Consider the following 26,515-nt stretch of genomic DNA (forward strand, 5'->3'; position numbering starts at 1 on the left):
TTGGATTGGGATGACAGGTGGCTGGATCCAAGCGCATCTGCTCATGCCGTACCCTCACGCCAACCCCTCTCCCGGAGGGAGAGGGGCTACGGCTTTTCCTTCTCCCCTTGGGAGAAGGTGCCCCGCAGGGGCGGATGAGGGTCTGGGCGAAGCCACGTATGCCAGATGGGTGCAGCGCTTCGCGCTCCGTATCCTCACCCCAACCCCTCTCCCGGAGGGAGAGGGGCTACGGCTTTTCCTTCTCCCCTTGGGAGAAGGTGCCCCGCAGGGGCGGATGAGGGTCTGGGCGAAGCCACGTATGCCAGATGGGTGCAGCGCTTCGCGCTCCGTATCCTCACCCCAACCCCTCTCCCGGAGGGAGAGGGGCTACGGCTTTTCCTTCTCCCCTTGGGAGAAGGTGCCCCGCAGGGGCGGATGAGGGTACGGGCGAAGCCACGTGTCGCCAGCTGGGTGCAGCGCTTCGCGCGCCGGACCCTCACCCCAACCCCTCTCCCGGAGGGAGAGGGGCTACGGCTTTTCCTTCTCCCCTTGGGAGAAGGTGCCCCGCAGGGGCGGATGAGGGTACGGGCGAAGCCACGTGTCGCCAGCTGGGTGCAGCACTTCGCGCGCCGGACCCTCACCCCAACCCCTCTCCCGGAGGGAGAGGGGCTTATGGCGCTCAGCCCTGGCTGCCGCGCAGGCGGCTGTGGCGGTAGCCGTAGCCGAAGTAGATTGCCAGGCCGATCACCGTCCAGCCGGCCATCAGCATCCAGTTGTGCGCGGTCATCGCCGACAGCAGCGCCAGGCAACTGAGCACGCCGGCGATGCAGATCGGCCACGCAAACGGGATGCGGAACGGCCGCGGCAGGTCCGGCTGGGTGCGGCGCAGGATCAGCACGCCGGCGCAGACCGCGGCGAAGGCGATCAGGGTGCCCATCGAGGTCAGTTCGCCCAGCACGTCCAGCGGGAACAGCGCCGCCAGCAGGGCGATGCCGATGCCGGTGATCACCGTGTTGACGTGCGGGGTGCGGTAGGTCGGGTGGATCTTGGTGAACACCGGCGGCAGCAGGCCGTCGCGGGCGATGATCATGAAGATGCGCGGCTGGCCGATGATCATCACCAGCACCACAGAGGACAGGCCGATCAGCGCGCCGACCTCCACCACCACGCGCAGCCAGCCCAGCTGCGGATGCGCGGCGACCGCGGTCACCACCGGCTCGTCGGTGCCCAGTTGCGCGAACGGCACCAGCCCGGTCATCACCGCGGCCATGGCGATGTACAGCACGGTGCAGATCACCAACGACAGGATCATGCCGATCGGCAAATCGCGCTGCGGCCGATGCGATTCCTGCGCCGCCACCGACACCGCCTCGAAGCCGATGTAGGCGAAGAACACCATCGCCGCGCCGCGCAGCACGCCGTCCATGCCGTACTTGCCGGGGCCTTCGTTGGCGGGGATGAACGGGTGCCAGTTGGCCGGATCCACGTATTTCCAGCCGGCGGCGATGACCAGCACGATCAGGCCGCTCTTCAGCACCACCATCGCCATGTTCATCGCCGAGGACTTGCGGATGCCGACGTAGCACAGCCAGGTCAGCAGCAGCACGATGCCGGCGGCGGGCAGGTTGGCGATCGCGCCGGTGGGCTGCAGCTTGCCGTCCAGCGGCGCGTTGACCAGCGCGGCCGGCAGATGGATGTTGAAGTGGTCGAGCAGGCTGAGGAAATAGCCGGTCCAGCTCACCGCCACCGCCGAGGCCGACACGCCGTACTCGAGCACCAGCATCCAGCCGATGAACCAGGCCGCCAGTTCGCCGAAGGTGGCGTAGGTATAGGTGTAGGCGCTGCCGGAGACCGGCACCATCGCCGCGAACTCGGCGTAGGCCAGCGCGCAGAACGCGCAGCACACCGCGGCCAGCACGAACGAGAGCATGATCGCCGGCCCGGCATGGTTGGCCGCGGCCTGCCCGGTGATGACGAAGATGCCGCCGCCGATCACCGCGCCAATGCCCAGCGCGGTCAGGCCCCAGGGGCCGAGCGCGCGTTGCAGGCCCAGCCCGCCGGCGTCCTCGTGGCTGGCATGGGGGTGTTTGGTGGCCAAGAGTTGTTTGAGCATGGAGCGGTTCCAGCCGGGCGCGGCGCGCGAGGAAGAGGGGACGAACGCGAAGACCGGCGCGGACGCCGGTCTTCGGGGAAAGGGATCAGGCCTTCGCGGCCAGGCGGCTGTTGCGGATGCCGTAGAAGAAGTAGATGCACAGGCCGATCAGGGTCCAGCCGACGAACACTTTCCAATGCTCCTGGAACGCCTGGAAGAACAGGCCCACGCAGAACAGCGCGCCCAGCGGGCACACCGCCCAGAACAGCGGTACCCGGAACGGACGCGGCAGGTCGGGACGGGTGAAGCGCAGCACCATCACGCCGACGCAAACAGTGGCGAAGGCCAGCAGAGTGCCCATCGACACCAGTTCGCCCAGCACGTCCAGCGGAATCAGCCCGGCCAGCAGCGCAGCGAGCACGCCGACCACCACCGTGCCGACGTAGGGCGTGTGGAAGCGGCGATGGACCTTACCGAACAGCTTCGGCAGCAGGCCGTCGCGGGCCATGGTGTAGAAGATGCGCGGCTGCGCCATCAGCATCACCAGCACCACCGAGGACAGGCCGGCGATGGCGCCGATCTCGACGAAGGTCTTCAGCCAGGCCAGCTGCGGGTAGTGCTCCAGCGCGGTGGCCACCGGCTTGGCGGTGCCGAGCTGGGTGTAGGGCAGCAGGCCGGTCAGCACCGCGCAGACGATGATGTAGATGATGGTGCAGATGGCCAGCGACACCAGAATGCCGATCGGCATGTTCTTCTGCGGGTCCTTGGTCTCGCCGGCCGAGGTGGAGACCGCATCGAAGCCGATGTAGGAGAAGAACACGATGGAGGCCGCACGGAAGATGCCGCTCCAGCCGAACTCGCCCGGGCCGGTGTTCTCGGGGATGAACGGGTGCCAGTTGTCCGGGTTGATGTAGAAGAGGCCGACGCCGACGAACAGGCAGATCACCAGCACCTTGATCGCCACCACGATGGCGTTGACGAAGGCCGACTGGGTGACGCCGATGTAGCACAGCGTGCTGACCGCGGCCACGATCAGCACCGCCGGCAGGTTGACGAGGTTGCCCGAGGCCACGAACGCGTGGCCGGTCCAGGTCAGCGGCGCGCTGGCCAGTTCCGCCGGGAAGGGCAGGCCGAGGGTGCCGGTGACGAAGCTGATCAGGTAGGCCGACCAGCCGACCGCGACGCTGGAGCCGGCGAACAGGTATTCCAGCACCAGGCACCAGCCGATGAACCAGGCCACGCCTTCGCCGAGCGTGGCGTAGGAGTACGAGTAGGCGCTGCCGGAGACCGGCAGCATCGCCGCGAACTCGGCGTAGCACAGGCCGGCGAAGGCGCAGGCAAGGCCGGCGAACACGAACGAGAGCATCACCGCCGGGCCGGCGTGATTGGCCGCGGCCTGGCCGGTGAGCACGAAGATGCCGGCGCCGATCACCGCGCCGATGCCGAGCAGGATCAGGTGTCTGGCGGTGAGGGTGCGTTTGAGGGTGGCTTCCCCCTCCAGACTGCCTTCGAACGGTTCGCCGGCATCGACGTGACCGGCCGGTTCGATCGGCTTGACCCTCAGCAGAGACTTGAGCATTCGGTGCATCCCCAGGTGGCGGTACGGGGCAAGCGGCCCCGGCAATGGCGAAGCGCCGGGCCCGAAGCGGGCGACGCAAGCGTCGTACCATGCCAAAGCCGGCCGGCCGCCACAAGCCGCGCTGCACCGTCGGCGGCGATAATGGCGGCCCCCGAACGCGAGAACGCCGATGCCGGAGTCGCCCCTACGCCAGCAGTTGCAGGCCCATGCCCGGCGGTGTCCGGACCAGGCCGAGGTCGCCGCGCAGTTCCTGGCCTTGCTGGACGATGCCGCCGATCCGTTCGTGCGCGCGCGCCTGGACGGCCATTTCACCGGCTCGGCCTGGCTGGTCAGCGCCGACGGCACGCGCACCCTGCTGACCCATCACCGCAAGCTGCAGCGCTGGCTGCAACTGGGCGGCCACGCCGACGGCGACCGCGATCTGGCGCGGGTGGCGTTGAAGGAGGCCGAGGAGGAGTCGGGGCTGGCTGGCCTGGGATTGGACGATGGCGCGATCTTCGACCTAGACCGGCACTGGATTCCTGAGCGGGGCGAGGTGCCGGGACACTGGCACTACGATGCGCGGTATGTGGTCCGCGCCGGCGCGGACGAGGCCTTTGCGGTCAGCGAAGAATCGCTGGCGTTGGCTTGGCGTCCGATTGCGGAACTGGTGGATGAAGCGGATCTGGATCCGTCGCTGCGGCGCATGGCGCAAAAGTGGCTGCAGCGAACTGCTTAGCCCCTCTCCCCCCGGGAGAGGGGTTGGGGTGAGGGTACGGGCGCGAAGCGCTGCACCAATCTGGCAACACGATACTTCGCCCGTACCCTCATCCGCCCCTTCGGGGCACCTTCTCCCGACGGGAGAAGGGAAAGCCAAAGCCCCTCTCCCCCCGGGAGAGGGGCTGGGGTGAGGGTCCGGGCGCGCAGCGCACCCGCAAATCCCCAATCCCCAATCCCCAATCCCCAATCCCCAATCCCGCTAGTAAAGAATGCGCGTCCGCAACGTCCCCGCCACCTGCGCCAGTTCCTCCTTCAGCACCGCCGCCTGCTCCTCGCTTGCGCCGACGTCGATCACCACGTAGCCGACCTTGGGGTCGGTGCGCAGGAACTGGCCATCGATGTTGACGTTGTGGCGCGAGAACAGTTCGTTGATCTGCGACAGCACGCCCGGCACGTTGCGGTGGATGTGCAGCAGGCGCAGGCTCTCGGCGTGCTCGGGCAGGGTCACCTCGGGGAAGTTCACCGCCGACAGGGTGCTGCCGTTGTCGCTGTAGCGCACCAGCTTGGCCGCCACTTCCACGCCGATGTTGTCCTGCGCCTCCAGCGTGCTGCCGCCCACGTGCGGGGTCAGGATCACGTTGTCGTGCCCGACCAGCGGCGATTCGAACAGGTCGCCGTTGCCCTTGGGTTCGATCGGGAACACGTCCACCGCGGCGCCGCCGATGTGGCCGCTGCGCAGCGCCGCGTCCAGTGCGTCGATGTCGATGACGGTGCCGCGCGAGGCGTTGATCAGGTGCGCGCCCGGCTTCATCTGCGCCAGTTGCGCCGCGCCGATCATGTCGCGGGTGGCCGCGGTTTCCGGCACATGCAGGGTGACCACATCCGAGCGCGCCAGCAGGTCGTCCAGGTCGGTGGCGGTGCGGGCGTTGCCCAGCGACAGCTTGGTCTCGATGTCGTGGAAGATCACCTGCATGCCCAGCGCCTCGGCGAGCACGCCGACCTGGGTGCCGATGTGGCCGTAGCCGACGATGCCCAGCACCTTGCCGCGGGTCTCGTGGCTGCCGGCGGCCGACTTCGACCAGCCGCCGCGGTGGCATTCGGCGTTCTTCTGCGGAATGCCGCGCAACAGCAGGATGGCCTCGGCGATCACCAGTTCGGCGACGCTGCGGGTGTTGGAGTAGGGCGCATTGAACACCGGGATGCCGGCCAGTTCGGCCGCGTCCAGGTCGACCTGGTTGGTGCCGATGCAGAAGCAGCCGACCGCGATCAGGCGCTTGGCGTGGGCCAGCACCTCGGCGCTGAGCTGGGTGCGCGAGCGGATGCCGACGATGTGCGCCTCGGCGATGCGCTGCTTGAGCTCCTCTTCCGGCAGCGACTTGGCGTGCAGTTCGATCTGCGAGTAGCCGGCCGCGCGGAACACGTCGACGGCGGTCTGGCTGATGCCTTCGAGCAGCAGCACGCGGATATCCTGCTTCGGAAACGAGGTCTTCTTGGGCGACATTGCGGCGAGGGAGCGATGGCCAACGGGCCGGTCACTATGCCAGATGGCTCCGTGCTTTGGTGCGCCGCAATAGGATGCCGGGAGGCCGTGGATGCAACGCCGGGGAACGGTTTCAGGTGCATCGATTGAGCTGGGCCGGCGTGGGATTCGGGAGTGGGGATTGGGGATTCGCAAGAACGGCGGCGTCGACGCCGCAACTGGACGTTGTTGCGCAACGCTGGCACGCTTGAACGATTGTCTACGCCTCGACCTCTCCGCCATGACCGACCCGCGCCTGGATGCCCTGGCCCTCGCCGTTCCCGGCCTGCGCCTGAAGACCGATCCCGCCGACCTGGAGCACTACGGCCGCGACTGGACCCGGCGCTGGACCCCGGCGCCGCTGGCGATCGCGCTGCCTGCGACGGTGGAAGAGGTGCAGGCGGTGCTGCGCTGGGCCAACGAGCACGCGGTGGCGGTGGTGCCCTCCGGCGGCCGCACCGGCCTGTCAGGCGGCGCGGTGGCCGCGCATGGCGAACTGGTGCTGAGCCTGGAGCGGATGAACAAGGCGCTGGCGTTCGATCCGGTCGATCGCACCCTCACCGTGCAGGCCGGCATGCCGCTGGAAGCGGTGCACAACGCCGCGCGCGAGCACGGGCTGCTGTACCCGGTGGACTTCGCCGCGCGCGGCTCGTGCTCGATCGGCGGCAACATCGCCACCAACGCCGGCGGCATCCGCGTGATCCGCTACGGCAACACCCGCGAGTGGATCGCCGGGCTGAAGGTGGTCACCGGCAGCGGCGAGCTGCTCGAGCTCAACCGCGGGTTGATCAAGAATTCCAGCGGCTACGATTTCCGCCAGTTGCTGATCGGCTCCGAAGGCACCCTGGGCATCGTGGTCGAGGCCACCCTGCGGCTCACCGATCCGCCGCCGCCGAGCAACGTGATGCTGCTGGCGCTGCCCTCGTTCGAGGTGCTGATGCAGGTGTTCGCCGCGTTCCGCAGCCGGCTGCAGTTGGAGGCGTTCGAGTTCTTCACCGACCGCGCGTTGCAGCACGTGCTCGCGCATGGCGCGCAGGCGCCGTTCGACACGGTCTATCCGTATTACGTGGTCACCGAATACGCCAGCGGCAACGAGACGCAGGAGGCGGCGGCGCTGGCCGCGTTCGAGGCCTGCATGGAGCAGGGCTGGGTGCTGGACGGGGTGATCAGCCAGAGCGAGGCGCAGGCAGCACAGCTGTGGCGCCTGCGCGAAGGCATCACCGAGGCGGTGGCGCGCTACACCCCGTACAAGAACGACGTGTCGGTGCGGATCTCGGCGATGCCGGCGTTCCTGGCACGGACCCAGGCGCTGCTCGGCGAGGCCTACCCGCAGTTCGAGGTGGTGTGGTTCGGCCACATCGGCGACGGCAACCTGCACATCAACGTGCTCAAGCCCGACGCCACCGCGCCGGCCGAGTTCATCGCCGCCTGCGAGCAGGTCACCAAGCTGCTGGCGCAGGTACTGGCCGAGCACGGCGGCAGCATCTCCGCCGAGCACGGCATCGGCCTGGTCAAGAAACCGTACCTGGACAGCACCCGCAGCGCCGAGGAGATCGCGCTGATGCGTGCGGTCAAGCGCGTGTTCGATCCGTCGGGCCTGCTCAATCCCGGCAAGCTGTTCGATCCCTGAGCCCGGCCGCAGCACTGCCGCACGGCCCGTTCAGGCGCTGCGCGCGGCGGGCCGCTAGGCTATGCGGCGCGGCGCTGGCCGTCCCCCTTTTCACGATCCCGTTTGGAACGATTGCGATGACCCGAGTGACCGCGCGCTGCGCCCTGCTGTTCGCCCTGATCCTGCCCGCGTTCGCGCAGGCGTCCAGCTTCGCCGGCAGCTCCGCCGGTTCGGCCTCGGCCGGTTCGGCCGGTAGTTCGGCGTCCTCGGACAGCAGTTCCAACAACGACAAGGTGGTGCTGCAGGCGCGCGACGATGCGGCCGGCTTCGTCGCCAGCGCCGGGCGCATCCGCGGCGTGCAACTGGAAGCGGCGCTGCGCGTGCTGCGCGAGCGCAACCCGCAGGCGCAGCAGGCCAGCGACCTGGAACTGGCGCAGGCGATCCTGGCGCTGTGATCCCGCGCCGGCCACGGCGCTTGGGCGCGTGGTGGCTGGCGTTGCTGGCGCTGGCAGGTGCGGTGCATGCGGCGGCCGCGCCGCTGTCTGTCGACGAAACCGGCCTGAGTCCCGCCGAACGTACGGCCAGCGAGGCCGTGCTGGCCGCGGCGCAGGCGCGGCTGCCTCCGGCCTGGGCCGCGGCGCTGCCGACAGGGCTGCCGCTGCAATGGCGCGACGACCTCCCCGCACAGGTGCACGGGCGCGCGCAGGCCAGGCGCCTGCTGTTGAACAAGCGCTTGCTGCGCGACTGGGTGGCGGCAGGGGCCGACACCGATCCGGCCGCCGACCCGGCGCGGCGGCTGGCCCTGGCCGCGGTGCTGCACGAACTGGCGCATTTCTATGATCGTTCCACGGCAGGGCGGCTGTCGTCCGATCCGCGGCTGCTGGATCTGGCCGGTTGGCAGGTCAGCCCGATGCGCCTGGGCCTGCGCCGCGGCCACAACCGGTTCACCGAGCGCAGCCCGGACCGCTACGAATTGCAGTCGCCGGCCGAGTTCGTGGCGGTGAATCTCGAACATTTCCTGCTCGATCCGGACTATGCCTGCCGCCGCCCGGCGCTGGCCGCGTATTTCGCCGAGCGCCTGGCGTGGACGCCACCGGCCCGCGACTGCGCGCCGGGCCTGGCGTTCGTGCAGGATCCGCTGGCCGAGCAGGCGGCGCTGCTGCAGATCGACCCGGCGCGGGTCTACGCGGTGGACTACCTGTTGGCCGAAGGCAACGCGCAGCCGATGAGCCACTGGGGCCACAGCATGCTGCGCCTGGTGATCTGCGCGCCGGGGCGGCCGCTGGGGCCGGCATGCCGGCTGGACCTGGCCGAGCATCGGGTCTTGTCGTTCCGCGCCTTCGTCGACGACGTGCAGATCTCCAGCCTGCGCGGGCTGACCGGCTCCTACCCGTCGCGGCTGTTCGTGCTGCCGCTGCGCCAGGTGGTGGACGACTACACCCAGGTGCAACTGCGCGGCCTGCAGTCGCTGCCGCTGCGGCTCTCGCACGAGGAGATCGCCGCGCTGCTGGAGCGCGCCGCGCAACTGCACTGGAGCTACGACGGCCGCTATTACTTCCTCAGCAACAACTGCGCGGTGGAGACCTACGCCTTGCTGCACGACGGCGTGCCGCGGCTGGCGGCCGCGCACCTGTCCGGCATCAGCCCGACGGGATTGCGGCGGCGCCTGGTAGGGGCCGGCATCGCCGATGCGTCGGTGCTCGACGATGCCGATGGGGCGGTGCGGGAGGGCTATTACTTCCCTGCGGCGAGCGCGCACTTCGCGGAGATGTTCGCGGTGGCGCGGAGCTCGTTGGCGCTGCCGGCGCGCACTGCCGACGCGTGGCTGGACCTGCCGGCGGCGCAGCGCGCGCCGTGGCTGCAGCGCGGCGACCTGCGCACCAGTGCGGCCTTGCTGGTGCTGGAGAACGCCGCGCGCCGCCGCGCCGAACAGCGCGGCCGCGATGCATTGAAGCGGCGCTATCTGGACAAGCAGCTGCCGTCCGCGGTGGCCGCTGCGGGCGAGGGCAAGGCGGCTGCCGACACCCGCGACGCCGCCAGCGCGGTGCGCGCCGTCCTGGCCGAGCAAGGGCTGCTGAACCAGCCGGCGAGCCTGCTGCAGGGGCAGCCGGGCTATGGCCTGCCGCAGGCGCAGGAACGCGCCTGGCTGCAGGTTCAGGGACAAGCGCGAATCGCGGCGCTGCGCGAGGACGGTGCCGCGCTGCAGGCGCGCCTGCGCGGGTTGCTGCCGGCGCCGCTGCAGGCGGACCTGGTGCAGATCGACGCCAACCTGGCGACGCTGGGCGAACGCCTGCGCACGCTCAATCGCGAAGGTGGCGGGCTGCAGTTGGATTCGCCGTCGCTGTTGCGGCAGCGTGGTGGGCAGCCGTAGTGCGGCATACGGGCTTGCGACGCGCGGCGATCGAAGGGAGATGTATCGCGCGTGCGGTTGACGGCGGCGCGGTCGCGGTTGAAGCCGCTTGTGTCAAATGAGGGTCTATCGTTGCAGGTGAGAGCGGAGTGCGGCAGGCCGTTTAGCCGTGGTGCCAGCAAGCACGAGTAGGAGTCAGCGCCGCCGCACCCCGTGTCTCCTGCCTCATCAGCCCGAACAGTTGCCCGAGTCGCGAGCTCGAACTCCACAAGCATGGGCGTCGGCAGGAGTGCTCTCGTGCCTGAGTCTACTGCGGAGAACGTCTATGCGACGCTATATCGGGATCGATGTATCCAAGGCCGAACTGGTCATTCATGTACTGCCGGACGAGCAGACCTGGACCCAACCCAATACGCCACAGGGGCAGCGTGCGCTGGCCCAACGCCTGGCCGAGTTGGGCTGCGAGCGGATCGTGCTGGAAGCCAGTGGCGGCTACGAACATGCCGTGCTGCAGGTGCTCCGAGAGGCGAACCTGCCGGCAGTGCGGATGGCCGCCGATCGTCCGCGCAAACTAGCCCAGGCCTTGGGCCTGCATGCCAAGACCGATGTCCTGGACGCGCGCCTGCTGGCCATCGCCGCCCAGCACATCCCGACCACCCTCACGCCCGTGGTGCCTGAGCACCAGCAATCTCTTCGCGAACTGCTGGACCTGCGTGCCACCCTGGTGGGCCAGCGCGATGTCCATCGGCGGCGCCTGGAGCACATCACCAGCGCCAAAGTGCAACACCGCTGCCGAGAGGTGATCGCCCTACTGAACCAGCAGATCCAGACGTTGACGCAGGAGATCGAGCAGCAGGGCAAGACCTGCTCGAGCCTACCCAAGGTGCCTGGGCTCGGCACGATCCTGCGCGCGGTTCTGGCCGCGCGGCTGCCAGAACTAGGCACGCTGCCGCCACGCAAGCTCGCTGCCCTGGTCGGGCTGGCCCCGTTCAATCACGACAGCGGCTGCTGGAAAGGCCAACGCCGCATCAAAGGCGGACGTGCCGACGTGCGGCGCGTGCTGTACATGGCCACCTGGGCCAGCATCCGTGCCAAATCCCCCTTGGCCAACACCTACGCGCGCCTGCGCGCAGCGGGCAAGCCGGCCAAGGTCGCCATCGTCGCCTGTATGCACAAGTTCCTGCGCTGGCTCAACGCCATCGTGCGCGATCACGCACCATATGCTCCTCCTGTCATCGCAGGTGCATGACAGTTGACTCCTACGACGCGGCCGGCGGTGGGTGTGTTGCATCGGCTGGTTGCAGCGCAGCCTTTTCGTTATGAAAGGAGGCCGATAGTTCCAGTCGTCGGGACTGAAGTCCCTCCCACAAAAAAGCGGCGTCCCCTCCGCTCGGTTTTGTAGGAGCGGCTTCAGCCGCGACGAACGAAGGCGCGAAGCCGGCCGATGTCGACGGCCTTCAGGGCCGACGCCGATGCCCGCAAGGGCGCCACCTTGCCGGCCGGCAAGCCGTCATCACGGCAGCTCGAGACCGACATCCTCGCCGTAGCGGCGCAGCCAGGCGTCGCGTGGCGGATCCTGGCGGTACTGCGCGCGCAGCGTCGCCCAGGTCTGTTCGTTGCCGCCGCAGTACTTGGCCATCGCCTGTTCCAGTTCGCGCCGCCGCGCCGCGTCGTAGGGCTCTTCGCCGGCGAAATGGGTGCAGGTGTCCTGGCGCGCGACGAAGACGCGGATCGGCGCGGGCATCGCGCAGAACCCGTCGTAATGCTCGGGATCGACCGCGTCCGGAATCGTGCACGCGGGCTTGGCCGCGGCTGCGGTGGCCGGCGTCACTGGCGCGGCGAGCGCCAGCGCCGGCACGGCCAGCAGCAGGCCGAGGGACGCGCGCCGTGGCGCGCGCTCGGTGCGGCCGGCGCGGGCGACGTGATTCGCTCGGCGCCCGCGCATGGACTCAGTCGGCGCGGCCGGCGAATTCGCCGGTGGTGGTATTGACCAGCACGCGCTCGCCGTTGCCGATGTACTCCGGCACCATGATCTCGATGCCGGTATTGAGCTTGGCCGGCTTCGGGCGCTTGGTGGCGGTGCCGCCCTTGAGTTCCGGCGGGGTCTCGATCACTTCCAGGGTCACGCTCTGCGGCAGTTGGATCGCCACCGGCTGGTCGTCGATGACCTGCACGTAGATGCCGCTGAGGCCGTCGGTGATGTAGCCGGCGTCGGTGCCGATCGCATCGGCGTCCAGTGTGTAGGGCGTGTAGTCCTCGTCGTCGAGAAACACGAAGGCCTCGCCGTCCTTGTAGGAGAAGGTGGCCTGGCGGCGCATCAGCTCGACCTCGCGCAGGTCGTCGTCGCCGTCGAAGCTGGCATCGAGCTTGTTGCCGCCCGGCACGCTGTACATCACGAAGCGGAAGCGCACGTTGCCGCCGCGGCCCTGCGGCGAGCTGCGCTCGATGTCGCGGATCTGGTACACGCCGTTGTTGTACTCGACGACGTTGCCTTTCTTGATTTCGTTGGCTTTCATGAGGGCTGGGAATCGGGAATGGGGAATAGGGAATCGGAACAGCGTCAAGCGGCCGGAAAGGATCGGCGGGAGGGAAGCGCTTTTGCGATTCCCCATTCCCGATTCTCCATTCCCGGCTACTTCGGCGCCAACCGCACCGCGCCATCGAGGCGAATGGTTTCGCCGTTGAGGTAGCGGTTGCGCAGCAGGAACATCACCGTGTCGGCGAATTCGTCCGGACGGCCGAGACGCGAAGGATACGGGATCGACGCGGCCAGCGACTGTTGCACGGCCTCGGGCATGCCGTCGACCATCGGCGTCCAGAAGATGCCCGGGGCGATGGTGTTGACGCGGATGCCGAAGCGCGCCAGTTCGCGCGCCATCGGCAGGGTCATCGCCACCACGCCGCCCTTGGACGCGGCGTAGGCGGCCTGGCCGATCTGGCCCTCGTAGGCGGCCACGCTGGCGGTGTTGACGATCACGCCGCGCTCGCCGTCCTCGCCCGGGGCGTTGTGCTGCATCAGGTCGGCGGCAGCCTTGGCGACGTTGAAGCTGCCGACCAGGTTGACCATCACCGTGCCCTGGAAGGCGGCCAGCGGCATCGGCGCTTCCTTGCCGAGCACGCGACCGGCGCCGAGGATGCCGGCGCAGTTGACCGCGGCATTGAGTCCGCCGAGGAAATCGCGTGCCGCCGCCAGCTGCGCCGCCACCTGGGCCTCGTCGCTGACGTCGGTGCGCAGGTAGCAGGCCCGCTCCGCGCCCAGCGCGGCGACCGCGGCCGCGCCCTTGTCGTCGTTCAGATCGAACAGCGCCACCTTGCCGCCTTCGGCGACGATGCGCTGCGCCACCGCCAGGCCGAGGCCGGACACGCCGCCGGTGACCACCGCTTTGAGATCGGCAAGCTGCATGGATTTTCCCTCCCAGGAAAACGCCCAGTTTAGAGGCTGCCGCCGATTGCGGCGAGACGCGACGACCGCCCGCGGTGCGCAAGCCTGTCGCCGGATGCGGCGCTGTCGCGGCTCAGGCCTCGGCGGCCAGCGCCTGGCCGACCTTGCTGCCGGTGGGCCGGCCGAGTTTCTGCGCCAGCCAGCGGCCGGTCGCGGCCAGTGCCGGCAGGTCGATGCCGGTGTCCACACCATTGCCGTGCAGCAGGTAGACCACGTCCTCGCTGGCCACGTTGCCGCTGGCGCCCTTGGCGTAGGGACAGCCGCCGGCGCCGGACACGGCGGCATCGACCACGCGCACGCCTTCTTCCAGGCAGGCGGCGATGTTGGCCAGGGCCTGGCCGTAGGTATCGTGGAAATGCACCGCCAATGCGTCCATCGGCACAGCGGCGGCGACCGCGCGCAGCATCGCCCGCGCCTTGCCCTGCGTGCCCACGCCGATGGTGTCGCCCAGCGAGATCTCGTAGCAGCCCATCGCGTGCAGCCGCTGCGCCACCCGCACCACGTCGTCCAGGGGGACCTCGCCCTGGTACGGGCAGCCGAGCACGGTGGACACGTAGCCGCGCACCTTAACCCCGTCCGCGGCCGCGCGCTCCAGCACCGGCGCGAAGCGCGCCAGCGATTCGTCGATGCCCGCATTGGTATTGGTGCGATTGAAGGTCTCCGAGGCGGCGGTGAACACCGCCACCTCGCGCACGCCGACCGCGGCGGCACGTTCGTAGCCCTGCAGGTTCGGCACCAGCACCGGATAGTCCACCCCCGGCATCTGCGCGATGCCGGCGTAGACCTCGGCTGCATCAGCCAGCTGTGGCACCCATTTGGGGCTGACGAAGCTGGTCGCCTCGATGCTGCGCAGGCCGGTGCGGCCCAGCCGCGCGATCAGCTCGATCTTGTCGGCGGTGGCGACCCAGGCCTTCTCGTTCTGCAGGCCGTCGCGCGGGCCGACTTCGACGATGCGGACGTGGTCGCTCATTGCGCGCGCTCCCGCATCGGGAGGGAGTGCGCGCGCCGCGGCGTCTGCCGGGCACTGCGCATGAGACGGGAAGCAACGAGGATCATGGGAATTCCTGAGAGAGGGAGGCGGTGAAGCACCGGCAGCACGGCCAGCGCCTTGCGCGGGCACGACGCGGCGGCGCCGATCAGGCCGCTGCCGGGTGGTGGCAGACCGCTTCGATGTTGTGGCCGTCCGGATCCAGCAGGAACGCGCCGTAGTAGTCGGGGTGATAGTGCGGGCGCAGGCCCGGTGCGCCGTGGTCGCGGCCGCCGGTCGCCAGGCCGGCGCGATGGAACGCGTCCACCTGCGCGCGGCTGGCGGCGACGAAGGCCACGTGCACGCCGTTGTCGCCGGCGTCGCGGCCGCCGTCGGCGATCCAGAAGCTGGGCTTGCCGTCGCGGCCGAAGCCGACATGGCGCTGGCCGCCGCTCTGTTCGGCGCTCACCTGCATCACCACGCCCAGGTCCAGCGCGGCCAGGGCGGCGCGGTAGAAGGCCAGGCTGCGGTCGAGGTCGCTGCAGCGCAGTCCGAGATGATCGAGCGGGTTCATGGGCTGGCCCTCCAGGCCGGTTCGCGTTTCTCCAGGAACGCAGTCAATCCTTCCTGGCCCTCGGTCGAGACCCGCAATTGCGCGATCAGCGCCGCGTTGGCCTGGTCCAGCGCATCGCGCTCGCCGCCAGCGGCGACCCGCCGCACCAGCGCCTTGGCGCCGGCGGCAGCCAGCGGCCCGGCCTGGCCGAGCAGGGCGACCTGGCGCTGCACCGCTGCGTCCAGGGCCTCGGGCGCCACCGCCTGGTGGACCAGGCCGATCTGCGCCGCAGTGGCGGCGTCGAAGGTTTCCGCACTGGCGAACCAGCGTCGCGCCTGGCGCGCGCCGATCGCGGCGATCACGTAGGGCGAGATCACCGCCGGCAGCAGGCCCAGGCGGCTTTCGCTGAGCGCGAAGCGGGCATCGGTGGCGGCCACGGCGATGTCGCAGCAGGCGACCAAGCCCACCGCGCCGCCGAACGCGGCGCCCTGCACCCGCGCCACCGTGGGCTTGGGCAGTTCGTCGAGCAGGCGCATCAGCCGCGCCAGGGCCAGCGCATCGTCCAGGTTCGCCTGCTCGCTGGCGCCGGCCATCGAGCGCATCCACTGCAGGTCGGCGCCGGCCGAGAACGCCGCGCCGGCGCCGGCCAGGACCACGACCTGCACCTGCGGATCGGCACCGATCTGCAGCAGCGCGTCGCTGAGCTGGGCGATCAGCACGGCGTCGAAGGCGTTGCGGACCTCGGGTCGGTTCAACTGCAGCGTCAGGACCTTGCCGGATCGTTGCAACAACAGGGCATCGCTCATCGAACACGCTCGTACAAAGGGAAAACGGCAGCCATACGGCGATCATAGCCGGCCGCGTCAGCGCCGCCATGACGCGCCGCGGCGATGCTACAATTGATAACCATTCTTATCGACGGAACGTGCTGTGACGTTGTCCGACATGCCGTTGCGCAGCAGCGCCCTCGTGGAATCCGTGCACGACCGCCAGCCCAACGACGCCATTGCGCGGCGTCTGCGCGAGCTGGGCTTCGTCGCCGGCGAGCAGGTGCAGGTGCTGACCAGCGGGCCGATCGGCGGCGAACCGCTGCTGGTGCAGGTGGGCTACACGCGCTTCGCGCTGCGCCGCAGCGAGGCGGCGCGGGTGCAGGTCAGCGCGCTGGACGAGGTGCGCCCGTGAGCGCGGTGGCCGCGCCGCTGCGCCTGGCCCTGGTCGGCAATCCGAACTGCGGCAAGACCGCGCTGTTCAACCAGCTGACCGGCAGCAAGCAGAAGGTCGCCAACTACGCCGGTGTCACCGTCGAGCGTAAGGAGGGCCGTTTCCGCGCGCCGTCCGGGCGCGAGTTCGCGGTGCTGGACCTGCCGGGCGCCTACAGCTTGCAGCCGGCCAGCCTGGACGAGGCGATCACCCGCGATCTGTGCCGCGGCTTCTACCCGGGCGAGCCGGCGCCGGACGTGCTGGTCTGCGTGGTCGACGCCACCAACCTGCGCCTGCACCTGCGCTTCGCGCTGGAGCTGCGCGAGCTGGGCAAGCCGATGCTGGTGGCCCTGAACATGGTCGACGCGGCGCAGCGCCGCGGCATCCAGATCGACCGCCAGGCGCTGGAGCAGGCGCTGGGCGTGCCGGTGATCGAGACCGTGGCGGTGCGCCGCAACGGCGCCCGCGCCCTGGTCGAGCGGCTCGACGCACTGGCGCCGGCACTGCCGCCGGCGGTGGCGCCGGCCGAGGGGCAGGGCGACTATCACCAGCAGGTGCGCGCGATCCTGGCCTCGGCGGTGTCGATGCCGACGCGCACCTCGCGAGTGGACGACGCGCTGGACCGCTGGCTGCTGCACCCGGTGGCCGGGCTGCTGACCCTGGCTGTGGTGATGTTCCTGATCTTCCAGGCGGTGTATGCCTGGGCGGCACCACTGATGGACCTGATCGACGGCGGCACCAAGGCGCTGGGCGCCTGGATCGGCGGGACGCTGCCGGAGGGGCCGCTGAACAGTCTGCTGGTGGACGGCATCATCGCCGGTCTCGGCGGGGTGGTGGTGTTCCTGCCGCAGATCCTGATCCTGTTCGCCTTCATCCTGGCGCTTGAGGAATCCGGCTATCTGCCGCGCGCGGCCTTCCTGCTCGACCGCATGATGGCCGCGGCCGGCCTGTCCGGGCGCTCGTTCATCCCGCTGCTATCCAGCTTCGCCTGTGCGGTGCCGGGGATCATGTCCACGCGCAGCATCCAGGACCCGCGCGACCGCCTGGCCACTATTTTGGTGGCGCCGCTGATGACCTGTTCGGCACGCCTGCCGGTGTACGCGCTGCTGATCGGCGCGTTCATCCCGCAACGGCAGGTGTGGGGCGTGTTCAACCAGCAGGGGCTGGTGCTGTTCGGCCTGTATTTCGCCGCCATCGCCAGCGCGCTGATGGTGTCGTGGACGATGAAGAAGTGGCGCCGCGACAAGGGCGAGCACCCGCTGCTGCTGGAACTGCCGTCCTACCGCGTGCCGCATCTGCGTGACCTGGCGCTGGGCCTGTGGGAGCGCGCGGCGATCTTCCTCAAGCGCGTCGGCGGCATTATCCTGGCGCTGACCATTCTGCTGTGGTTCCTGCTGTCGTTCCCGGCGGCACCGGCCGACGCCACCCTGCCGGCGATCGACTACAGCTTCGCCGGCCGCATCGGCCACGCCATGACCACGGTGTTTTCGCCGCTGGGCTTCAACTGGCAGATCTGCATCGCGCTGATCCCCGGCCTGGCCGCGCGCGAGGTGGCGGTGTCGTCGCTGGCGACGGTGTACGCGCTGTCGGCGGCCGACGACGATGCCGCCGCGCAGGCGTTGTCGCCGCTGATCCACGACGGCTGGTCGCTGGCCACCGCGCTGTCGCTGCTGGTCTGGTACATCTACGCGCCGATGTGCCTTTCCACCCTGGCCACGATCAAGCGCGAGACCAACTCGTGGAAGCAGATGAGTTTCGCCGCGTTCTACCTGTTCGCGCTGGCATACCTGGCATCGCTGGTCACCTACCAGGTCGCGGTGGCGCTGGGAGCCGGCTGAGATGACCGCCTCGCTGCTGCTGCAGTACTTGGTGATCGCGCTGGCGGTGCTGGTCAGCGCCTGGGTGGTGTTGAAGAAGCAATTCCCCGGCACCGCGCGCAAGCTGCGCGGCGCACTCGCACTACGCCTGCTCAAGCCGGGCCGGGCGGCCTGGCTGCAGGCGCTGGGGCGGCGCATCGCACCGCCGGCCAGCGCCGGTGCAGGCGCCTGTGGCGGGTGCGACAGCTGCGGGCCGGCGCCGCCGCGGCGGCACTGAGCCGCGCCACGTATTGCCGTCTGGCGCACTTGTGCGCCGCACATGCGCGCGGCGAGGGCGGCGACTATCCTATGCCGATGACCAGCCCATTCCAGTTCTCCCGCCGTGCGCAGGCGCTGACCAGTTCGGCGATCCGCGAAATCCTCAAGGTCACCGAACGCCCGGAAGTGATCTCCTTCGCCGGCGGCCTGCCGTCGCCGGATACCTTCCCGGTCGCGCGCATGCGCGAGGCCTGCGACAAGGTGCTGCGTGACGCCCCGCAGGCGGCGCTGCAGTACGGCCCGACCGAAGGCCATCTGCCGCTGCGCGAATGGGTGGCGGCGCGACTGAGCCGCGACGGCGCCGACATCCGGCCCAGCCAGGTGCTGATCACCACCGGGTCGCAGCAGGGCCTGGACCTGCTCGGCAAGGTGTTCATCGACGAAGGCAGCAAGGTGCTGGTGGAAACGCCCAGCTATCTCGGCGCGCTGCAGGCGTTCTCGCTGTTCCAGCCGGCGTTCGCGGCGATGCAGTCGGACGACGACGGCGTGGTGGTGGACGCGCTAGACGATGCGCAACTGGCCGGCGCGCGCTTCATGTACGTGCTGCCGAACTTCCAGAATCCGACCGGGCGGCGCCTGCCGCTGCATCGCCGCCAGGCGCTGGTCGCCCGTGCGGCCGCGGCCGGCGTGCCGATCGTCGAGGACGATCCCTATGGCGAGCTGTGCTACAGCGGCGACACGCTGCCGAGCCTGCTGTCGATGAACCCGGACGGCGCCATCTACATGGGCTCCTTCTCCAAGGTGTTCGCCCCCGGCCTGCGCCTGGGCTACGTGGTCGCGCCGGAGGCGGTGCATGCCAAGCTGGTGCAGGCCAAGCAGGCGGCCGACCTGCACACGCCCTCGTTCAGTCAGCGCATCGTGTACGAAGCGGTGCAGGACGGCTTCCTGGATGCGCATATCCCCGGCATCCGCACGCTGTACGCCAGCCGCTGCGAGCAGATGCTCGCAGCGCTGACCAAGTATTTCCCGGCGCAGGTGCGCTGGAACCGCCCGGCCGGCGGCATGTTCATCTGGGTCGAGCTGCCTGAGGGCATGGACGGCGGCGCGCTGCTGAGCAAGGCGATCGAGCGCAACGTGGCGTTCGTGCCGGGCGCGCCGTTCTTCGCGGTCGCGCCGCAGCGCAATACCTTGCGGCTGTCGTTCGTGACCGTGCCGGCCGAGCGCATCGAGACCGGCGTGCGCATCCTCGGCGCGCTGTTGCAGGATGAGGTCGCCGCGCACCGACGCGCGACGGCCTGAGCCTGGCCTCGCGTCTGTCGATGACGTCGTCCGGTTCCGCGGTCGCCTCGTGGACCATCGATGCGGTCCTGATCGGCCGCGCGCAGGCGTTCACCCGCCCGGGCAGCCGCAGCGCGATCGACAAGCGGCCCCAGAACGGGCGCCTGCGCATCGGCCCGGAAGGGCTGGAACTGGACGAGCAAGGCGACCGCCGCGTGCATGGCGGCCCCGACAAGGCCTTGCACCATTACCCGCGCGACCATTACCCGGCCTGGCGCGAGGAGCTGGGCGCGCATGCCTTGCTGGACGCGCCGGGCGCGTTCGGCGAGAACCTCAGCAGTTGCGGGGTGACCGAAGCCGACCTGTGCCTGGGCGATCGTCTGCGTTTGGGTACCGCGCTGGTCGAGGTCTCGCAGTCGCGGCAGCCGTGCTGGAAGCTGTCCGACCGCTTCGGCGTGCCGGCGCTGGCGCGGCGCGTGCAGGACAGCGGCCGCACCGGCTGGTACTACCGCGTGCTGCAGCCCGGCGAGGTCGCCGCCGGCGATCGCCTGGAGTTGCTGGAGCGTCCGTATCCGCAGTGGCCGCTGGTACGGCTGGTCGGCCTGCTGTACCGGCGCGAGATCGACCCGGCGCAATTGCGGGACGTGCTGGCGCTGCCGCTGGTGCCGAACTGGCGCACCCTGTTCGAGCGGCGCCTGGCGCAGCGCGCGGTGGAGGACTGGGACAAGCGCTTGTTGGGGCAGGCTCCGGAGTAGGGCAGCAAGGCCCCGTTCCTCGCACCGCGTCGGGGCTGAAGCCCCTCCCACAGTGGGATGCCCCATCGGCTGCGATTGCGTTCAGCCCGTCGTAGGAGCGGCTTCAGCCGCGACGAGTGAAGCCGGCTCACCTCCGAAGCAGCGCACGCGCGACGTCGAACGTCGCTGGCATTTCGTCAGGCGCGCATGCGTCTCCGGCGCGCACACCCTCTGTCGCACCCGCGCGCAAACCGCTAGCCTTTGCCGATGACGACTTCTCCGCTGCGTGTGTTGATCCATGGTGCGTCGGGCCGGATGGGCCAGGCGTTGTTGCGGCTGGCCGCGCAGGACCCGGCACTGCAGGTGGTGGCCGCGGTGGTGCGGCGCGCGCCGGCGCAGCGGGTGATCGACGGCGTGCCGTACTTCGCCGCGGCCGAGCTGGGCGGCGTGCCGGCCTTCGACGTGGCGATCGATTTCAGCCTGCCGCAGGGCTTCGATCCGGTGCTGGCCCTATGCACGGCGCGCGGCGCGGCGCTGGTGTCCGGCACCACCGGGCTGGAAGACGCGCAGCGGCAAGCGCTTGCCGCCGCCGCCGAGCGCATTCCCTTGATCTGGGCGTCGAACTTCAGCCTGGGCGTGGCGGTGCTGCACGACCTGGTCGAGCGCGCCGCCGCGGCGCTGCCGGGCTGGGATTGCGACATCGTCGAATCCCACCACGTGCACAAGCAGGACGCGCCCTCCGGCACCGCGCTCACCCTCGGCGACGCGGCCGCGCACGGCGGCGCCACCCCGCGCTACGCCAGCCTGCGCGCCGGCGACATCGTCGGCGAGCATCTGGTGCAGTTCACCGGGCTCGGCGAGCGGGTCGAACTGGTGCACCGCGCCAGCAACCGCGACATCTTCGCCCGCGGCGCGCTGCATGCCGCCGCGCGCCTGCCGGGGCGTGCGCCCGGGGCCTACCGGCTGCGCGATCTGCTCGGCTGAACAGGCGCTTCACCCAAACGGCTGGCGCGGACCGCCCCGCGCCGGTACAATTCTCGCTCGCCTGTTACCCATCGCCACGGACCCGGAGAAGCGCCGAGTTCGCGGTTTCTTGCAGCCTGCAAGTTGGTGGGGCAGGGTTCCTCTCTCCCCAAGGCGAACCCCGTGACTCAACCCGCAATCCTTGTCCTTGAAGACGGCACCGTGTTCGAGGGCGAATCCGTAGGCGCTGCCGGCCTGTCCGTCGGCGAAGTGGTGTTCAACACCGCCATGACCGGCTACCAGGAGATCCTCACCGATCCCTCCTACGCCCGCCAACTGGTCACGCTGACCTATCCGCATATCGGCAACACCGGCTGCACCGACCAGGACGACGAGGCCGCCCAGGTCTGGTCGGCCGGCCTGATCGTGCGCGACGTGCCGCGCCGCCCCAGCAACTGGCGCAACCAGGTGGCGCTGCCGGACTGGCTGATCCAGCGCGGCGTGGTCGCCATCGCCGGCATCGACACCCGCAAGCTGACCCGCATCCTGCGCGAGAAGGGCTCGCAGAACGGCGCGCTGATGGCCGGCGAGGTGAACGTGGACACCGCGCTGGAGGCGGCGCGCAAGTTCCCGGGGCTCAAGGGCATGGACCTGGCCAAGGTGGTCTCCACCGACACCGCCTATCCCTGGCGCGACGGCCAGCTCGACCTGGACAGCAACGCGTTCGTGACGGCCGAGCCCAGGTTCAAGGTCGTCGCCTACGACTACGGGGTCAAGCTCAACATCCTGCGCATGCTCGCCGAGCGCGGCTGCGAGGTGACCGTGGTGCCGGCGCAGACGCCGGTCGCCGATGTGCTGGCGATGAACCCGCACGGCGTGTTCCTGTCCAACGGCCCCGGCGACCCGGCCCCTTGCGACTACGCGATCGCCGCGATCAAGGAACTGCTGGCGCGCAAGATCCCGACCTTCGGCATCTGCCTGGGCCACCAGCTGCTGGCGCTGGCCGCCGGCGCGCAGACCCTGAAGATGGGCCATGGCCACCACGGCGCCAACCACCCGGTGCAGGACCTGGACAGCGGCCGGGTGATGATCACCTCGCAGAACCATGGTTTCGCGGTGGACGAGGCGACGCTGCCGGCCAATGTGCGCGTCACCCATCGCTCGCTGTTCGACGGCAGCAACCAGGGCATCGCGCTCACCGACGCGCCGGCCTTCAGCTTCCAGGGCCATCCGGAAGCTTCGCCGGGCCCGCGCGACGTGGCGCCGCTGTTCGATCGCTTCACCGCGCTGATGGCGGCCGCCGCCTGATGGCCGCCGTGCCGGCCATGCCGTCGCCGACCCGCCGCTGGCGGGGGCCGGCCACGGCGTTGCTGGTGCTGGCCGCGTATCCGGCCTTCGTGCTGGGCGCGGTGTATCCGCAATGGCTCAGCGCCGGCCTGCCGGGCGGGCGCGACGGCCCTGCCGATGCGTACCGCCACAGCCTGGCCAGCGCCGTGGTCGCCTACACCCTGTCGCCACGCTGCGTGGACTGGGTCACGGCGGTCATGGAGCGCGACGGCCACGGCAACGCCAGCCGGGCGATGGACGCCCACAACAACCGGATCGGCGCGCGCATCGGCGCCACCGCCAGCAGTTGGGCCGCGATGCAGCGCGAGGTTCGCGCCGCGGTCGACCATGGCGCGATCGATGCGCGTTCGCCCGATCAGATCACCTGGCGCGCCCCTGCGGCGTGGCAGGACCGCCTCTACTGAGAATCCCCCATGCCCAAGCGCACCGACCTCCAAACCATCCTCATCATCGGCGCCGGCCCGATCGTCATCGGCCAGGCCTGCGAGTTCGACTACTCCGGAGCGCAGGCGTGCAAGGCGCTGCGCGACGAGGGCTACCGCGTGGTGCTGGTCAACAGCAACCCGGCCACGATCATGACCGACCCGAACATGGCCGATGCCGTTTACATCGAGCCGATCAACTGGCAGACGGTCGAGAAGATCATCGCAAAGGAAAAGCCCGACGCGCTGCTGCCGACCATGGGCGGGCAGACCGCGCTGAACTGCGCGCTGGACCTGGCCGACCACGGCGTGCTGGAGAAGTACGGCGTCGAGCTGATCGGCGCCAAGCGCGAGGCCATCCGCATGGCCGAGGACCGCGAGCTGTTCCGCGTGGCGATGGGCGAGATCGGCCTGGAATGCCCGAAGGCGGCGGTGGCGCACACCCTGGAAGAGGCGCTGGAGATCCAGGCCACGGTCGGCTACCCGACCATCATCCGCCCCAGCTTCACCCTCGGCGGTAGCGGCGGCGGCATCGCCTACAACCGCGAAGAGCTGATCGAGATCGTCGGCCGCGGCCTGGAACTGTCGCCGACCAGCGAAGTGCTGGTCGAAGAGTCGGTGCTGGGCTGGAAGGAGTTCGAGATGGAAGTGGTCCGCGACACCGCGGACAACTGCATCATCGTCTGCTCGATCGAGAACCTGGACCCGATGGGCGTGCACACCGGCGACTCGATCACCGTCGCCCCGGCGCAGACCCTGACCGACAAGGAATACCAGCGCCTGCGCGACGCCTCGATCGCGGTGCTGCGCAAGATCGGCGTGGACACCGGCGGCTCCAACGTGCAGTTCGGCATCAACGCGCAGACCGGCCGCGTGGTGGTGATCGAGATGAACCCGCGCGTGTCGCGCTCCTCGGCGCTGGCCTCCAAGGCCACCGGCTTCCCGATCGCCAAGGTCGCGGCCAAGCTGGCGGTGGGCTACACCCTGGACGAACTGAAGAACGAGATCACCGGCGGGCTGACCCCGGCCTCGTTCGAGCCGTCGATCGACTACGTGGTCACCAAGATCCCGCGCTTCGCCTTCGAGAAGTTCCCGCAGGCCGACGCGCGCCTGACCACGCAGATGAAGTCGGTGGGCGAGGTGATGGCGATGGGCCGCACCTTCTCCGAATCGCTGCAGAAGGCCCTGCGCGGCCTGGAGACCGGCAAGATCGGGCTGGACCCGACCGGCCTGGACCTGAGCAGCGAAGACGACCTGGCCACGCTCAAGCGCGAGCTGAAGGCGCCCGGTCCGGAGCGCTTGTTCTATGTCGCCGACGCCTTCCGCGCCGGCATGAGCGTGGAGCAGGTGCACGCGCTGTCGTTCATCGATCCCTGGTTCCTCGACCAGATGGAAGACCTGATCGCGCAGGAAGTGCAGCTGGCTGCCGACGGCCTCGGTGCGCTGGACGCCAAGCGCCTGCGCACGCTCAAGCGCGCCGGTTTCTCCGATGCGCGCCTGGCCGAGCTGTGCGGCACCAACGAGGCCGCGGTGCGCGCGCTGCGCCGCGCGCACAAGGTGCGCCCGGTGTACAAGCGAGTGGACTCTTGCGCGGCCGAATTCGCCACCAGCACCGCCTACCTGTACTCGACCTACGAGGACGAGTGCGAGGCCGCGCCGAGCGACCGCGACAAGATCATGATCCTCGGCGGCGGCCCCAACCGCATCGGCCAGGGCATCGAGTTCGACTACTGCTGCGTGCACGCGGCGCTGGCGCTGCGCGAGGACGGCTACGAGACCATCATGGTCAACTGCAATCCGGAGACCGTGTCCACCGACTACGACACCTCCGATCGCCTGTACTTCGAGCCGCTGACCCTGGAAGACGTACTGGAGATCGTCGAGCTGGAGCAGCCCAAGGGCGTGATCGTGCAGTACGGCGGGCAGACCCCGCTGAAGCTGGCGCGCGCGCTGGAAGCCAACGGCGTGCCGGTGATCGGCACCTCGCCGGATTCCATCGACCTGGCCGAGGACCGCGAGCGCTTCCAGCAGCTGGTCGACAAGCTGGGCCTGAAGCAGCCGCCGAACCGCATCGCCCGCAACGCCGAGGAAGCGCTGGTGCTGGCGCGCGAGATCGGCTACCCGCTGGTGGTGCGCCCGAGCTACGTGCTCGGCGGCCGCGCCATGGAAATCGTCTACGGCGAATCCGACCTGGCGCGCTACGTGCGCGATGCGGTCAAGGTCTCCAACGATTCGCCGGTGCTGCTGGACCGTTTCCTGGACAACGCGGTGGAAGTGGACGTGGACATCATCGCCGACCACAGCGGCCAGGTGCTGATCGGCGGCGTCATGGAGCACATCGAGGAAGCTGGCGTGCACTCGGGCGATTCGTCCTGCTCGCTGCCGCCGTACTCGCTGTCGCCGGCCACCCAGACCGAGCTACGCCGCCAGGTGGTCGAACTGGCCAAGGCGCTGAACGTGGTCGGGCTGATGAACACCCAGTTCGCGGTGCAGGTCAACGATGCCGGCGACGACATCGTCTACCTGCTGGAAGTGAACCCACGCGCCTCGCGCACCGTGCCGTTCGTGTCCAAGGCGATCGGCGTGCCGTTGGCCAAGATCGCTGCGCGCTGCATGGCCGGCAAGACCCTGGCCGAGCAGGGCGCGCTGAAGGAGATCGTGCCCGACTACTATTCGGTGAAGGAGGCGATCTTCCCGTTCGCCAAGTTCCAGGGCGTCGATCCGATCCTCGGCCCGGAGATGCGTTCCACCGGCGAGGTGATGGGCGTGGGCCGCAGCTTCGGCGCGGCGTTCGCGCGTGCGCAGGAAGCCGGCGGCATCAAGGCGCCGCCGCTGGGCAAGGCGTTCGTGTCGGTGCGCGATCCGGACAAGCAGCGCGTGCTGCCGGTGGCGCAGGCGCTGGTCGAGCGCGGCTACACCCTGGTCGCCACCCGCGGCACCTGCGCCTGGCTGCAGCAGCACGGCCTGCAGTGCGAGCAGGTCAACAAGGTCGCCGAGGGCCGCCCGCACATCGTCGACCTGATCAAGAACGGCGAAATCGTGTATATCGTCAACACCACCGAGGGCCGGGCGGCGATCTCCGACTCGTTCTCGATCCGTCGCGAAGCCCTGCAGCATCGCGTCACCTATTCGACCACGGTCGCCGGCGCGCGTGCGCTGGTGCATTCACTGGAATTCCGCGGCACCGGTCCGGTCTGGGCGCTGCAGGAACTGCACAAGGAGCTGGAAGCGTGAGAGCCCCGATCACCATGCAAGGCGCGCAGCGGTTGCGCGAGGAACTGGATCACCTGAAGTCGGTCAAGCGTCCCGAGGTCATCACCGCGATCGCCGAGGCGCGTGCGCACGGCGACCTGAAGGAGAACGCCGAGTACCACGCCGCGCGCGAGCAGCAGGGCTTCATCGAAGGCCGCATCAAGCAGCTGGAAAGCGAGCTGTCGCACGCCGAGGTCATCGACGTCAGCAAGCTGGCGGTCGGCAGCAAGGTGGTGTTCGGCGCCACCGTGACCCTGGCCGACGTCGAGACCGACGAGGAGAAGCGCTACCAGTTGGTCGGCGACCTGGAGGCGGACATCAAGCTCGGCCTGATCGCGATCTCCTCGCCGCTGGCGCGCGCGCTGATCGGCAAGATGGAAGGCGACAGCGTCAGCATCGACGCTCCGGCCGGTCGCCGCGAGTACGAGATCGTCAGCGTCGCCTACGTCGGCTGA

General features: G+C 69.6%; 24 protein-coding genes. 15 read left to right on the forward strand and 9 right to left on the reverse strand.

Translation table 11 applies throughout. The features are described from left to right. Positions 1 to 658: 658 nt before the first annotated feature. A complete protein-coding gene (locus RAB71_RS10210; protein WP_010341826.1) occupies positions 659 to 2,092 on the reverse strand; it encodes an amino acid permease in 1,434 nt (477 codons plus the stop codon). A gap of 85 nt (positions 2,093 to 2,177) precedes the next feature. Continuing rightward, complete coding sequence (locus RAB71_RS10215) at positions 2,178 to 3,650, reverse strand: amino acid permease (protein ID WP_010341825.1); 1,473 nt, start codon at positions 3,648 to 3,650, stop codon at positions 2,178 to 2,180. Positions 3,651 to 3,819: 169 nt separating this feature from the next. Between RAB71_RS10215 and RAB71_RS10220 the strand changes: the two genes are divergently transcribed. Further along, positions 3,820 to 4,368 carry an NUDIX hydrolase gene (locus RAB71_RS10220; protein ID WP_010341824.1) on the forward strand — a complete coding sequence of 183 codons (549 nt, stop codon included), beginning with the start codon at positions 3,820 to 3,822 and terminating at the stop codon, positions 4,366 to 4,368. Between the two features lie 240 nt (positions 4,369 to 4,608). Here the strand turns inward: RAB71_RS10220 and serA are convergent, their stop codons facing one another. Beyond that, entirely contained in the window at positions 4,609 to 5,850 is a 1,242-nt protein-coding gene (gene serA, locus RAB71_RS10225; protein WP_010341823.1) for a phosphoglycerate dehydrogenase, read from the reverse strand. Between the two features lie 259 nt (positions 5,851 to 6,109). Here serA and RAB71_RS10230 point away from each other — a divergent pair, with 259 nt between their 5' ends. The 4 genes from RAB71_RS10230 (at position 6,110) to RAB71_RS10245 (ending at position 11,076) form a co-directional block, all read left to right on the forward strand. Further along, positions 6,110 to 7,498 carry an FAD-binding oxidoreductase gene (locus RAB71_RS10230; RefSeq protein ID WP_010341822.1) on the forward strand — a complete coding sequence of 463 codons (1,389 nt, stop codon included), beginning with the start codon at positions 6,110 to 6,112 and terminating at the stop codon, positions 7,496 to 7,498. A 116-nt stretch (positions 7,499 to 7,614) separates the two neighbouring features. Further along, a complete protein-coding gene (locus RAB71_RS10235; RefSeq protein ID WP_010341821.1) occupies positions 7,615 to 7,932 on the forward strand; it encodes a DUF2388 domain-containing protein in 318 nt (105 codons plus the stop codon). Between the two features lie 137 nt (positions 7,933 to 8,069). After that, on the forward strand, positions 8,070 to 9,848 hold the full coding sequence (locus RAB71_RS10240; RefSeq protein WP_100224007.1) for a DUF4105 domain-containing protein: 1,779 nt from the start codon (positions 8,070 to 8,072) through the stop codon (positions 9,846 to 9,848). A 304-nt stretch (positions 9,849 to 10,152) separates the two neighbouring features. Further along, positions 10,153 to 11,076, forward strand: a complete 924-nt coding sequence (locus RAB71_RS10245; protein ID WP_104609622.1) for a transposase — start codon at positions 10,153 to 10,155, stop codon at positions 11,074 to 11,076. A gap of 264 nt (positions 11,077 to 11,340) precedes the next feature. On the opposite strand, the gene RAB71_RS10250 is transcribed toward RAB71_RS10245, so the two are convergent. The 6 genes from RAB71_RS10250 to RAB71_RS10275 form a co-directional block, all read right to left on the reverse strand. Continuing rightward, entirely contained in the window at positions 11,341 to 11,772 is a 432-nt protein-coding gene (locus RAB71_RS10250; RefSeq protein ID WP_010343354.1) for a hypothetical protein, read from the reverse strand. Positions 11,773 to 11,776: 4 nt separating this feature from the next. After that, positions 11,777 to 12,343 (reverse strand): elongation factor P-like protein YeiP, encoded by a 567-nt coding sequence (gene yeiP / locus RAB71_RS10255; RefSeq protein WP_010343353.1) that lies wholly within the window; start codon positions 12,341 to 12,343, stop codon positions 11,777 to 11,779. Positions 12,344 to 12,459: 116 nt separating this feature from the next. Then, positions 12,460 to 13,230: an SDR family oxidoreductase gene (locus RAB71_RS10260; RefSeq protein ID WP_010343352.1), complete on the reverse strand. Its 771-nt coding sequence runs from the start codon at positions 13,228 to 13,230 to the stop codon at positions 12,460 to 12,462. A 112-nt stretch (positions 13,231 to 13,342) separates the two neighbouring features. Next, positions 13,343 to 14,239, reverse strand: a complete 897-nt coding sequence (locus RAB71_RS10265) for a hydroxymethylglutaryl-CoA lyase (RefSeq protein ID WP_010343351.1) — start codon at positions 14,237 to 14,239, stop codon at positions 13,343 to 13,345. Positions 14,240 to 14,405: 166 nt separating this feature from the next. Further along, the gene (locus RAB71_RS10270; RefSeq protein WP_010343350.1) at positions 14,406 to 14,810 is read right to left on the reverse strand and encodes a VOC family protein; all 405 of its coding nucleotides are present in this window, start codon (positions 14,808 to 14,810) and stop codon (positions 14,406 to 14,408) included. Continuing rightward, positions 14,807 to 15,595: an enoyl-CoA hydratase-related protein gene (locus RAB71_RS10275; protein WP_010343349.1), complete on the reverse strand. Its 789-nt coding sequence runs from the start codon at positions 15,593 to 15,595 to the stop codon at positions 14,807 to 14,809. The genes RAB71_RS10270 and RAB71_RS10275 overlap by 4 nt, the downstream gene beginning before the upstream one ends. 124 nt (positions 15,596 to 15,719) lie before the next feature. On the opposite strand from RAB71_RS10275, the gene RAB71_RS10280 reads away from it, so the two are divergent. The 10 genes from RAB71_RS10280 (at position 15,720) to greA (ending at position 26,515) form a co-directional block, all read left to right on the forward strand. After that, positions 15,720 to 15,971 carry a FeoA family protein gene (locus RAB71_RS10280; protein ID WP_010343348.1) on the forward strand — a complete coding sequence of 84 codons (252 nt, stop codon included), beginning with the start codon at positions 15,720 to 15,722 and terminating at the stop codon, positions 15,969 to 15,971. Then, positions 15,968 to 17,827 carry a ferrous iron transporter B gene (locus RAB71_RS10285; protein ID WP_010343347.1) on the forward strand — a complete coding sequence of 620 codons (1,860 nt, stop codon included), beginning with the start codon at positions 15,968 to 15,970 and terminating at the stop codon, positions 17,825 to 17,827. Before RAB71_RS10280 ends, RAB71_RS10285 begins: the two co-directional genes overlap by 4 nt. A 1-nt stretch (position 17,828) precedes the next feature. Then, a complete protein-coding gene (locus tag RAB71_RS10290) occupies positions 17,829 to 18,083 on the forward strand; it encodes a DUF6587 family protein (protein WP_010343346.1) in 255 nt (84 codons plus the stop codon). A 71-nt stretch (positions 18,084 to 18,154) separates the two neighbouring features. After that, positions 18,155 to 19,363: a PLP-dependent aminotransferase family protein gene (locus RAB71_RS10295; protein ID WP_052471035.1), complete on the forward strand. Its 1,209-nt coding sequence runs from the start codon at positions 18,155 to 18,157 to the stop codon at positions 19,361 to 19,363. A 20-nt stretch (positions 19,364 to 19,383) separates the two neighbouring features. After that, a complete protein-coding gene (locus RAB71_RS10300) occupies positions 19,384 to 20,097 on the forward strand; it encodes an MOSC domain-containing protein (RefSeq protein ID WP_010343344.1) in 714 nt (237 codons plus the stop codon). Between the two features lie 246 nt (positions 20,098 to 20,343). Next, positions 20,344 to 21,060: a 4-hydroxy-tetrahydrodipicolinate reductase gene (gene dapB, locus RAB71_RS10305; RefSeq protein WP_010343343.1), complete on the forward strand. Its 717-nt coding sequence runs from the start codon at positions 20,344 to 20,346 to the stop codon at positions 21,058 to 21,060. Between the two features lie 162 nt (positions 21,061 to 21,222). Then, a complete protein-coding gene (gene carA / locus RAB71_RS10310) occupies positions 21,223 to 22,347 on the forward strand; it encodes a glutamine-hydrolyzing carbamoyl-phosphate synthase small subunit (RefSeq protein ID WP_010343342.1) in 1,125 nt (374 codons plus the stop codon). Further along, entirely contained in the window at positions 22,344 to 22,790 is a 447-nt protein-coding gene (locus tag RAB71_RS10315; RefSeq protein WP_175300604.1) for a hypothetical protein, read from the forward strand. Before carA ends, RAB71_RS10315 begins: the two co-directional genes overlap by 4 nt. 9 nt (positions 22,791 to 22,799) lie before the next feature. Next, positions 22,800 to 26,042: a carbamoyl-phosphate synthase large subunit gene (carB, locus tag RAB71_RS10320; RefSeq protein ID WP_010343340.1), complete on the forward strand. Its 3,243-nt coding sequence runs from the start codon at positions 22,800 to 22,802 to the stop codon at positions 26,040 to 26,042. A gap of 8 nt (positions 26,043 to 26,050) precedes the next feature. Then, positions 26,051 to 26,515: a transcription elongation factor GreA gene (greA, locus tag RAB71_RS10325; RefSeq protein WP_026143501.1), complete on the forward strand. Its 465-nt coding sequence runs from the start codon at positions 26,051 to 26,053 to the stop codon at positions 26,513 to 26,515.

Source organism: Xanthomonas sacchari, from assembly GCF_040529065.1.
Taxonomy (GTDB): Bacteria; Pseudomonadota; Gammaproteobacteria; order Xanthomonadales; family Xanthomonadaceae; genus Xanthomonas_A; species Xanthomonas_A sacchari.

Coding starts and splice junctions, on each gene's coding strand:
- RAB71_RS10210 (WP_010341826.1), bottom strand. CDS start 2,092: ATGCTCAAACAACTCTTGGCCACCAAACACCCCCATGCCAGCCACGAG.
- RAB71_RS10215 (WP_010341825.1), bottom strand. CDS start 3,650: ATGCTCAAGTCTCTGCTGAGGGTCAAGCCGATCGAACCGGCCGGTCAC.
- RAB71_RS10220 (WP_010341824.1), top strand. CDS start 3,820: ATGCCGGAGTCGCCCCTACGCCAGCAGTTGCAGGCCCATGCCCGGCGG.
- serA (WP_010341823.1), bottom strand. CDS start 5,850: ATGTCGCCCAAGAAGACCTCGTTTCCGAAGCAGGATATCCGCGTGCTG.
- RAB71_RS10230 (WP_010341822.1), top strand. CDS start 6,110: ATGACCGACCCGCGCCTGGATGCCCTGGCCCTCGCCGTTCCCGGCCTG.
- RAB71_RS10235 (WP_010341821.1), top strand. CDS start 7,615: ATGACCCGAGTGACCGCGCGCTGCGCCCTGCTGTTCGCCCTGATCCTG.
- RAB71_RS10245 (WP_104609622.1), top strand. CDS start 10,153: ATGCGACGCTATATCGGGATCGATGTATCCAAGGCCGAACTGGTCATT.
- RAB71_RS10250 (WP_010343354.1), bottom strand. CDS start 11,772: ATGCGCGGGCGCCGAGCGAATCACGTCGCCCGCGCCGGCCGCACCGAG.
- yeiP (WP_010343353.1), bottom strand. CDS start 12,343: ATGAAAGCCAACGAAATCAAGAAAGGCAACGTCGTCGAGTACAACAAC.
- RAB71_RS10260 (WP_010343352.1), bottom strand. CDS start 13,230: ATGCAGCTTGCCGATCTCAAAGCGGTGGTCACCGGCGGCGTGTCCGGC.
- RAB71_RS10265 (WP_010343351.1), bottom strand. CDS start 14,239: ATGAGCGACCACGTCCGCATCGTCGAAGTCGGCCCGCGCGACGGCCTG.
- RAB71_RS10270 (WP_010343350.1), bottom strand. CDS start 14,810: ATGAACCCGCTCGATCATCTCGGACTGCGCTGCAGCGACCTCGACCGC.
- RAB71_RS10275 (WP_010343349.1), bottom strand. CDS start 15,595: ATGAGCGATGCCCTGTTGTTGCAACGATCCGGCAAGGTCCTGACGCTG.
- RAB71_RS10290 (WP_010343346.1), top strand. CDS start 17,829: ATGACCGCCTCGCTGCTGCTGCAGTACTTGGTGATCGCGCTGGCGGTG.
- RAB71_RS10295 (WP_052471035.1), top strand. CDS start 18,155: ATGCCGATGACCAGCCCATTCCAGTTCTCCCGCCGTGCGCAGGCGCTG.
- RAB71_RS10300 (WP_010343344.1), top strand. CDS start 19,384: ATGACGTCGTCCGGTTCCGCGGTCGCCTCGTGGACCATCGATGCGGTC.
- dapB (WP_010343343.1), top strand. CDS start 20,344: ATGACGACTTCTCCGCTGCGTGTGTTGATCCATGGTGCGTCGGGCCGG.
- carB (WP_010343340.1), top strand. CDS start 22,800: ATGCCCAAGCGCACCGACCTCCAAACCATCCTCATCATCGGCGCCGGC.